Annotated in this window: 7 protein-coding genes; 3 read left to right on the forward strand and 4 right to left on the reverse strand. The window is 71.9% G+C overall.

Features of this window, described 5'->3' with window-relative positions:
• Nucleotide 1 precedes the first annotated feature (1 nt).
• On the forward strand, nt 2-1,615 hold the full coding sequence (locus C1I95_RS12875; RefSeq protein ID WP_111214041.1) for a xylulokinase: 1,614 nt from the start codon (nt 2-4) through the stop codon (nt 1,613-1,615).
• On the opposite strand, the gene C1I95_RS12880 is transcribed toward C1I95_RS12875, so the two are convergent.
• Together C1I95_RS12880 and C1I95_RS12885 are read right to left on the reverse strand one after the other, a co-directional pair.
• Entirely contained in the window at nt 1,581-1,937 is a 357-nt protein-coding gene (locus C1I95_RS12880) for a transcriptional regulator (RefSeq protein ID WP_111214042.1), read from the reverse strand. The genes C1I95_RS12875 and C1I95_RS12880 overlap by 35 nt on opposite strands.
• Nucleotides 1,934-2,629, reverse strand: coding sequence for a hypothetical protein (locus C1I95_RS12885; protein ID WP_111214043.1), 696 nt, complete (start codon nt 2,627-2,629; stop codon nt 1,934-1,936). Before C1I95_RS12885 ends, C1I95_RS12880 begins: the two co-directional genes overlap by 4 nt.
• Before the next feature lie 161 nt (nt 2,630-2,790).
• Here C1I95_RS12885 and C1I95_RS12890 point away from each other — a divergent pair, with 161 nt between their 5' ends.
• Nucleotides 2,791-3,405: a methyltransferase family protein gene (locus C1I95_RS12890; RefSeq protein ID WP_111214044.1), complete on the forward strand. Its 615-nt coding sequence runs from the start codon at nt 2,791-2,793 to the stop codon at nt 3,403-3,405.
• 126 nt (nt 3,406-3,531) lie between these two features.
• Here C1I95_RS12890 and C1I95_RS12895 read toward each other — a convergent pair whose 3' ends face one another.
• Nucleotides 3,532-5,010 (reverse strand): cation:proton antiporter domain-containing protein, encoded by a 1,479-nt coding sequence (locus tag C1I95_RS12895; RefSeq protein WP_111214045.1) that lies wholly within the window; start codon nt 5,008-5,010, stop codon nt 3,532-3,534.
• Between the two features lie 50 nt (nt 5,011-5,060).
• Nucleotides 5,061-5,288 carry a cation:proton antiporter regulatory subunit gene (locus C1I95_RS12900; RefSeq protein WP_111214046.1) on the reverse strand — a complete coding sequence of 76 codons (228 nt, stop codon included), beginning with the start codon at nt 5,286-5,288 and terminating at the stop codon, nt 5,061-5,063.
• 245 nt (nt 5,289-5,533) lie between these two features.
• Here C1I95_RS12900 and C1I95_RS12905 point away from each other — a divergent pair, with 245 nt between their 5' ends.
• Complete coding sequence (locus C1I95_RS12905) at nt 5,534-6,775, forward strand: chymotrypsin family serine protease (protein WP_146605708.1); 1,242 nt, start codon at nt 5,534-5,536, stop codon at nt 6,773-6,775.
• Nucleotides 6,776-6,821 lie beyond the last annotated feature (46 nt).

The raw sequence follows: 6,821 nt of genomic DNA on the forward strand, positions 1-6,821 counted from the left end.
GGTGGCCGCCACACCACCGCAGATCCTCGCGATCGACCTCGGCACCTCCGGGATGAAGGCGGCCCTGGTCGCCGCCGACGGCACGGTCACCGGCTGGGCCGAGCGGCCGGTCCCGCTGCGGGTGCTGCCCGGCGGCGGCGCCGAACAGGATCCGGTCGCCTGGTGGGCGGCGCTCGGGCAGGTCGCCGCCGAGCTGGGTCGCGGCCACCCCGAGCAGATGCGGGCGGTCGGCACGGTGTGCGCCTCCACCCAGGGTGAGGGGACCATCGCGGTGGACGCCGCCGGGGAGCCGTTGACCCCGTGCATCAGCTGGCTCGACATGCGCGGCGCACCGCATCTGCGGCGGCAGTTCGGCGGGTTTCCCGCGTACCAGGGCATGTCGGTGCGCCGGATCGCGCGCTGGCTGCGGCTCACCGGCGGGATGCCCTCGCCGACCGGCAAGGACCCTGCCGCCCACATGCTGCTGGTCCGCGACGAGATGCCGCAGGTGTACGCGCGGACCGCTTCGTTCCTCAACGTGCTCGACTGGATCAACCTGAAGCTGACCGGGCGGACGGTGGCCACCGTCGACTCGATCCTGACCTCGTGGGTGACCGACAACCGGCGGCCCGGCGACATCCGCTACTCCCCCGCCCTGGTCGCCGGCTGCGGTATCGACCGCGACAAGCTGCCGCCGATCGTGGCCTGCACCGACGTGATCGGCACGCTGACCCCGGCCGCCGCCGCGCACCTCGGGCTGGCGGAGTCGGTGCGGGTGGTGGCCGGTGCGATCGACAACACGGCGGCGGCGATCGGCGCCGGCACCACCGGCGACCACCAACCGCACCTGTACGTCGGCACCTCGTCATGGATCGCCGCCCACGTACCCGGCAAGAAGACCGACATCTCGGCCGGCATCGCGTCGGTGCCCTGCGCGATTCCGGACCGGTACCTGATGACCGCCCTACAGGCCACCGCCGGCGCGAACCTGACCTGGCTGCGGGACAAGGTCGTGGAGTACGACGACCCGCTGCTCGGTGCCGGGCACGTCACCCGGGACGAGGGGACCATCTTCGACGCGTTCGACACGATCATCCCGACCGTGCCGCCGGGTGCCAACGGGGTGCTCTACACCCCCTGGCTGTACGGCGAGCGCGCGCCGGTGGACGACCCGAACCTGCGCGCCGGCTTCGTCAACATCTCGCTCGACACCAACCGCTCCGACCTGCTGCGGGCGGTCTTCGAGGGGGTCGCCTTCAACACCCGATGGCTGGCCCGGGCGGTGGACCGCTTCCTCGGCACGCCGGTCACCTCGATGGCGATCACCGGCGGCGGGGCGCTGTCGGACTCGTGGTGCCAGATCTTCGCCGACGTGCTCGGCGTCGAGATCCGCCGCGACGCCCGGCCGCTCGCGGTCAACGCCCGGGGCGCGGGGTGGATCGGCGCGGTCGGTACCGGGCTGCTCACCTTCGCCGACATCCCCGGCCTGATGCGTACCGACCGGGTCTTCACCCCGAACCCCGCGCACCGGGCGGTGTACGACGAGACCTTCGACATCTACCGCGAGCTGCACCGGCGGCTGGCCCCGGTGTACCGACGCCTCAACCGTGGTCCGTGGTCTCGACGCGGGCGATGAGCAGCTTCAGCCGCCCGATCTCTTCGGCGAGTGCGGCGTGCCCGGCCGGGGTGAGGGTGATCCAGGTCCGGGCGCGCCGTCCGGCGTAGCCCTTTTCGACCTGCACCAGACCGGCGGTCTCCAGCACGCTCAGGTGTTGGGAGAGGTTGCCGGCGGTCAGTTCCAGCTGGGTGCGTAGGTAGCCGAATTCGACCCGGCGGGCCTCGTGCGCGATGGTCAGGATGCCGAGCCGGACCCGCTGGTGCACCAGGTCGTCCAGGCCGGTGACCGGGTGCGGGGATTCGGTCTCGTCGGGCTCGGGGATGTCGGCGGCTCCGGTCATCGGGGCCGCCGCAGCCGTTGCGTCAGCGCGAAGCCGGCGCTGCCCAGCAGCAGCACGCCGCCGTTGATGACCAGTTGGGGTATGAACCAGGTGTGCGGCCCCCAGTGCGCGCCCCAGCCGAAGTTGATCGGCACCAGCACCACCGTCAGGTACCCGAGGGTGAACAGCAGCAGTGCGACGTGCCGTTCCAGCCAGGCCAGCACCAGCAGGGCCAACCCGATCGCGCCGGGCGGGTCGAGCAGCCGGAACAGGACCTGGGCGAAGGCGGACGGCTCCTCCGGGTGGGTCAGCGGGTTGAGGCGGATCCACACCGCCGCGAAGGCGAAGCCGAGCCCGACGAGCGCGGCGCCGGCGACCGCGTACGGCAGCACCCGGGCGTCCACGCCCCGGGCCCGGGTCACCCGCAGGTACCCGTAGGCGATCACCACGTACGCCAGCAGCACCGCCGCCAACCAGTAGAACGTCACGGTCTGGAACCAGACCTCGCACACCTCACCGCCGTCGACCGGGTGACAGTCGCTGACGACGTGGCCGTACCGGTATACCGGGATCGCCCCGAAGGTCACCAGGGCCAACACCAGCAGTGGCAGCCAGGTCACCCGTTGGGTGAGCCGAACCCGGCGGGCGAGGTCGCGCGCGTCAGCCAGCAGCCGGCGTGGGTCCCCGCCGACAGGAGTCGCATCAGAAGTCATGCCAATAGGTTTCCACAGCAAACCTATTTGCGCTAGTGCCAGCTGGTCGCGGGGATGGCGTAGCATCAACACATGCAGACATTGCCATATGACCGCATGTTCGTCCGCTCCAGGACCGTCCGCGCCCTCGACCTGCCGATCCGCACGCACCGGGCCGCCTGATGGCCGGGCTGGCGCTGGGGTTGTATCTGGCTGGCCTCGGACTGGCGTTCGGCTGGCGCAGCGTGGCGCAGTGGCGGGCCACCGGCGACACCGGGCTGCGCCTGCACGCCGGCCCGGTCGGGTCGACCGCGTGGTGGGCCAAGCTGCTGTTCGTCTTCGCCCTGCTGCTCGGGCTGGCCGGCCCGATCGCGGGCCTCGCCGGGCTGCCCCCGGTCGGCGCGCTGGACCACGGCGGGGTCCGGGTTACCGGCCTGCTCCTCGCGCTCGCCGGGCTCGCCGCCACTCTCGGCGCGCAGGTGCACCTGGGTGGTTCGTGGCGGGTCGGTGTCGACCCCGGGGAACGCACCGCATTGGTCACCACCGGCGCCTTCGCGCTGGCCCGCAATCCGATCTTCACCGCGATGGCGGTGACCAGCGCCGGGCTGGCCCTGATGGTCCCGAACCCGGTCGCGCTGGCCGCGACGATCGTCCTGGTCGCGTCGGTGCAGGTGCAGGTCCGCGCCGTCGAGGAGCCGTATCTCGACCGGGTGCACGGCGCCGCCTATGCCGCGTACGCCGCCCGGGTCGGCCGGTTCGCGCCCGGACTCGGCCGGCGGCGCACGGCCGTGCCGTAGTCCGGCGGCCCTTCGGCGCCCGCCGGGGTCCCGATGGTCGGGTCGGAGCCCGTCCGGGCGGCCGGATGCGCCCGCCCCAGGCGTGCCGACCCGCTGGCGAGCGGGTCGGCACGGGGGCCGTACGGGTCAGCTCCGGGTGGAGCCCATCGGCTCGCGGACCAGCGCGCCGTCGATGTAGCAGTAGCGCCAGCCCTCGCCCGGCTCCAGCGAGCGGATCAACGGGTGACCGGTCTGCCGGTAGTGCTCCTCGGCGTGGTTGTTGACCGAGTCGCTGCAACAGCCGACCGCGCCGCAGGTGAGGCACATCCGCAGCTGCACCCAGTCGTCGCCGCTCTCCAGGCACTGCGGGCACGCCTCGGCGTCGGACTCGGTGATCTGGATCCGGTCCAGGTGCGTACAGGCGGTACTCATGGTCTCCTCCCGGACGTACCGCCAGCTGGAGTGCAGCAGGCGGTCCGGGATCACCCGGGCGAGGTAGCGCGAGTTCGCCGCGAGCAGCGGGCTGAGCACGGCGAGCACCAGCACGTACAGGGCGATGAACGGGCCGAGCCGGGCGTCCAGGCCGGCGGCCAGCGCGAGCGTGGCCAGGATCAGCGAGAACTCGCCGCGCCCGAGGACGGTCAGGCCGACGTTGGCCGCGCCGCGTTGGTTGAGCCCGAACAGTCGGCCGGCGATCAGCCCGGCCAGCACGTTGGTCACCACGGTCAGCAGCACCGCCAGCAGCACCGGCACCGCCACCGTGCCGATCTCGCCGACGTTGATGCTCAGCCCGAACACCACGAAGAACACCGCCGCGAATACGTCGCGCAGCGGCAGGACCAGGCGTTCCACCCGTTCCCGGATGGGGGTGCGGGCGATCACCAGGCCGATCATCAGGGCGCCGATCGCGTCGGAGACGCCGATCTCGGCCGAGATACCGGCGACGAGCACCACCAACCCGACCATCAGGATGGCCAGCAGCTCGTCCTCGTTGCTGTCGATCACCTTGCCGACCAGGCGGGCACCGAAGCGGGCGACGGCGAAGAGCACGACCAGGTACGCGAAGCTGAGCCCGATGCGCAGCGCGAGTTCCCCCGCCGAGCCGGCGCCGGACAGGATCGGCGACAGCAGCGCCAGGTACAGCGCGAGGAAGATGTCCTCGATGACGATGATGCCGAGGATGACCGGGGTCTCCGCGTTGGCCAGCCGGCGTAGCTCGATGAGCAGCTTGGTGACGATGGCCGACGAGGAGATGCCCAGCGCACCGGCGATCACGAACGCCTCGTAGCCGCCCCAGCCGAGCGCGTACCCGAAGAGCAGCCCGGCCCCGACGTTGAGCGCGATGTACGAGCCGGCCGCGACGAACAGCCGTTTGCCGCTGCCGAGCACCTGTTCGACCGGGAACTCGACGCCGAGGTGGAACAGCAGCAGCACCAGGCCGAGGGAGGCGAGCAGGCTCAGGTCCTCGGGGTGGGCGACCAGCACGGGGCCGGGGGTGCCCGGCCCGAGCAGGATGCCGGCGAGCATGAAGAACGGCACGGTGGGCAGGTTGATCCGGCGGCCGAAGCGGGCCAGCAGGCCCGCTATCAGCACAAGGGCGCCGAAGCCCACGAGGTCAGCGTGCACGGTGAAGACTCCTGGAGTGGGCTAACGAGGCCGTATGGGAAGCGGGTGAACTAGTCGGTGAAGTAGGTGCCGGCCAGCAGCGCGCCCACCTTGCGGGCCTGCTCCTCCGACATGTCGATCACGGCCACCGGGTCGTCGGCGCCGGCGGCGAAGACGTACAGGTCGCGGGTGCCGTCCCGGCGCACCACGATCGATATCCGTTGGGTGTTGCTGCCCAGGTCGACGTCGTACCGCTTGCCGATTCCCGGCAGTTCCTGCACATAAATCCCCTTGCCCATGGCCCCTCCCCGCTGCGCGGTCGCGATCTCAGCGCAATGGTACGAGCCTGCCGACGAGACCGGAGATGGCGGACCCGTGCCGGGGTCCACCCGGGGGTGGACCCCGGCGCCCGAGGTCCGCCGTGGCGGTGACGCCGGCACTCCCCTGCCGGGCCGACGCGTCCCGAGCCGCATTTGCCCAGCATTGAGGCACCGCCCCAGCGGCCGTGCGGGACCCGGTCCCGCCGTTCCAGGAGGAGAAGACCATGTCCCGAGTACCTATCCGCCGCCTGTTCGCGGCGGCCCTGGCGTTGACCCTGTCCGCCGGTCTGGCGACCATGACGCCCGGCGTGGCGACCGCCGAGGACAAGCCGGAATGGACCAGCGACGACCCCACGGCCGGCTCGAACGTGGCTGCCAAGATCATGGCGGCGCAGGTGCCGTTGGTCGAGTTCGCCACCCGGATCACCGACCTGGACGAGAAGTTCGCCGCCCTCGGCGGGGTCCGCCTGCGGGTGGAGAAGCGGACCGTCGACCTGTGGTGGAAGGGCGAGGTGCCGCCGGAGGTCCGGGAGGAGGTGGCCCGCGCCGAGTCCGACGGGATCCGGGTCGAGCTGGGTGAGTCGAAGTTCAGCCAGCGCGAACTCATCGAGCGGACCGCCGACCTGCCGGACAACTGGAAGCGGTACCCGGGCCTGGTCGACATCGGCCCGGCGGTCGACGGCAGCGGTCTGCTGCTCGGGGTGACCAGGGACGCCGACCCCTCCCGGTGGGACTTCGGCGTGCCCACCACCGTGGTACGCACCGAGGAGATCACCGCGTTCAGCCGGCGCAACGACTCTCCGCCGTGGTGGGGCGGCGCGGAGATCAGTGCCCCGGTGCCCGGCGCCAACCTGCGATGCAGCACCGGCTTCGCGGTGGCCCGGTACTTCCTGTGGTGGGAGGTCAGCCGGGGCATGCTCACCGCCGAGCACTGCGCACCGGGTGGCGGGGTACGGTTCGTCGACCCCACCGGCGAGCAGATCGGCGTCGCCGAACCGGCGCCGGCCCGGCGGCTGTCCGACTCGCTCTACATCCCGACCCGGTCCGCCGCCCGGATCTACGACGGCGGGGTCGGCGTCGGCGAATTCTCCAAGCCGGTCGCCGGTGCCGTGGGGAACTTCCCCGGCCAGTTCGTCTGCACCTCCGGGGCGGGTACCGGGGTGCACTGCGACATCCGCACCGATCGGATCAACCTGCTGCTCGCCGTCTCCGGTGGATCCTTCGTCAGCAGCGGTGCGCTGGCGCGTCAGGTGAGCGGGCGGGCCGCGGCCGGCACCGGCGACAGCGGCGGGCCGGTGTTCACGCTGACCCAGAACTTCACCAGGACGCTGGCCGCCGGGCTGATCGTCGGTGGGCGCAACGCGGTGCCCTGCGGGCAGTTCGGCGTCTCGTGTGGCAACGAGGTGGCCTTCGTCGACATCGGCTTCGTGCTGCTGGCGCAGAACGCGAGCCTGCTCACGTCCTGATCCAGGCACCGAGGGGGGACGCCGGGGGGCCGGCCCGTTGCGGGCC

Source organism: Micromonospora craterilacus (assembly GCF_003236315.1).
In the GTDB taxonomy this organism is placed as follows: Bacteria; Actinomycetota; Actinomycetes; order Mycobacteriales; family Micromonosporaceae; genus Micromonospora; species Micromonospora craterilacus.

Excerpts from the sequence above, each read along its gene's own strand:
- C1I95_RS12880 (WP_111214042.1), bottom strand. The coding sequence starts at position 1,937 with ATGACCGGAGCCGCCGACATCCCCGAGCCCGACGAGACCGAATCCCCG.
- C1I95_RS12905 (WP_146605708.1), top strand. The coding sequence starts at position 5,534 with ATGTCCCGAGTACCTATCCGCCGCCTGTTCGCGGCGGCCCTGGCGTTG.
- C1I95_RS12890 (WP_111214044.1), top strand. The coding sequence starts at position 2,791 with ATGGCCGGGCTGGCGCTGGGGTTGTATCTGGCTGGCCTCGGACTGGCG.
- C1I95_RS12885 (WP_111214043.1), bottom strand. The coding sequence starts at position 2,629 with ATGACTTCTGATGCGACTCCTGTCGGCGGGGACCCACGCCGGCTGCTG.
- C1I95_RS12900 (WP_111214046.1), bottom strand. The coding sequence starts at position 5,288 with ATGGGCAAGGGGATTTATGTGCAGGAACTGCCGGGAATCGGCAAGCGG.